Raw genomic sequence first — 1750 nt, 5'->3', positions numbered from 1 at the left:
GGCCGGGGCGCTCGCGGCGGTGCATGACGCGCTCCGGCCCGGCGGCGTCCTCGTGTTCGAGACCCGGGTGCCGGGCCGGCAGGCCTGGCTCGGCTGGACCCGCGAGAGCCGGCCGGCCCGCCGCACCATCCCGGGAGTCGGCGACGTCGAGAAGTGGAACGACCTCCTGGAGGTCGATCTCCCGCTGGTCACCTTCCAGGGCTCCTTCCGCTTCCCGCCCGGCCTGCTGCCCGACGGCGACGTGGTCACCTCGGTCTCGACGCTGCGGTTCCGGGAGCGCGACGAGATCGAGGCGTCGTTGGCGGACGCCGGCTTCGTGGTCGACGAGGTGCTGGACGCGCCGGACCGGCCCGGGCTGGAGTGGGTGTTCGTGGCCCGCCGGGTGTGAGCTCAGGCGAGGCCGTCGAAGAAGGTGCGGATGTCCCCGGCCAGGAGCTCCGGCTCCTCCATCGCCGGGAAGTGCCCGCCCTCCGTGAACTCGCTCCAGTGACTCATGGCGTTCCACGGGTCCAGCGCGCGGCGCATGAGCGGGTGGGTGTCGAACACGGCCCAGCCCGCGGGCACGCCCGAGGGCGCGACCCAGTCCAGCCCCGAGTGCTCGGCCTCGTAGTAGAACTGCGCGCTGGAGGCACCGCTGCGGGTGAACCAGTAGAGGCTGACGTCGGTCAGCAGCTGGTCGCGGTCCACGGCCTCGTCCGGCGTGGCGTGGGCGGGGTTGGTCCAGGTCTGGAACTTCTCGGCGATCCACGCGAGCTGGCCCACGGGGGAGTCGGTCAGGGCCGCGCCGATGGTGTCGGGGCGGTGGTTCTGCATCTCGAAGTAGCCGCGCTCGGCCGTGTCCTTGGCGCGGACCGCCTCGATCTGCGCGATCTCGTCCTCCGTCAGGCCCTCGGGGTACGGGAACTTGTCGCCCACCATGCCGAGCGAGCGGCCGTCGCTGCCCACGTGGGTGCCGATGACCCGCTCGGGGTAGAGCGCCGCGAGGCGGCCGGTGGTGCCCGCGCCGATGTCGGTGCCGTGGGCGGCGAACCGCTCGTAGCCGAGCCGGGTCATGATCTCGGCGTACGCCGCCGTGGTGCGGGCGACCTCCCAGCCGGTGCCCGACAGCGGCGTCGAGAAACCGAAGCCCGGCAGGGACGGGACGACCACGTGGAACCTGTCGGTGAGCAGCGGGATCAGGCGCTGGTACTCGACGAACGAGCCGGGCCAGCCGTGGCTCAGGATGATCGGCATGGCCTCCGGGTTCGCCGACCGCACGTGCACCACGTGGAACGTCTGCCCGTCCACGACCGTGGTGACCTGGTCGTACGCGTTGAGCGCGGCCTCCTGGGCGCGCCAGTCGAACCCGTGGCGCCAGTAGTCGGCGAGCTCGTTCAGGTAGGCCTGCGGGATGCCGCGGCTGAAGTCCGTCCGGTCGTCGCGGCCGGGGACGGGAAGCGGCCGGCGCGTGCGGTCGAGCCGGTCGTGCAGGTCGTCGAGGTCGGCCTGCGGGATGTCGATGCGGAACGGCGTGAGTGCGGTGTTCTCGGTCATGACATCTACCTTTCCGGGTGATGCGGACAGGTTCTGTCCGCTACCTGCTGGGATCAGGAACTCGTCGCGGTCACCTCGGCGTCGAGTGCGCCCTCCGCGAGGCGGACGTGCACGCCCGCGCCGACCGCGACGTCGTCGGGGTGGCGGACCACGTGGCCGTCCGCGCGCTGCACGACGGCGTAGCCGCGCTCCAGCGTCGAGGCCGGCGACAGCGCCC

Annotated in this window: 1 protein-coding gene and 2 pseudogenes; 1 reads left to right on the top strand and 2 read right to left on the bottom strand. The window is 72.5% G+C overall.

Annotation, left to right across the window (positions count from 1 at the left end):
* Positions 1-388: pseudogene (locus tag PROKR_RS37680) on the top strand (SAM-dependent methyltransferase); the annotation flags it as partial.
* 2 nt (positions 389-390) lie between these two features.
* Here the strand turns inward: PROKR_RS37680 and PROKR_RS27715 are convergent.
* Positions 391-1533, bottom strand: a complete 1143-nt coding sequence (locus PROKR_RS27715) for an epoxide hydrolase family protein (RefSeq protein WP_036970322.1) — start codon at positions 1531-1533, stop codon at positions 391-393.
* Between the two features lie 53 nt (positions 1534-1586).
* Positions 1587-1750 (bottom strand): annotated as a pseudogene (locus tag PROKR_RS33175) (exodeoxyribonuclease VII large subunit); the annotation flags it as partial.

The sequence above is a fragment of the Promicromonospora kroppenstedtii DSM 19349 genome (assembly GCF_000515355.1).
In the GTDB taxonomy this organism is placed as follows: domain Bacteria; phylum Actinomycetota; class Actinomycetes; order Actinomycetales; family Cellulomonadaceae; genus Promicromonospora; species Promicromonospora kroppenstedtii.
This window is presented reverse-complemented; position numbering and strand designations above follow the sequence as displayed.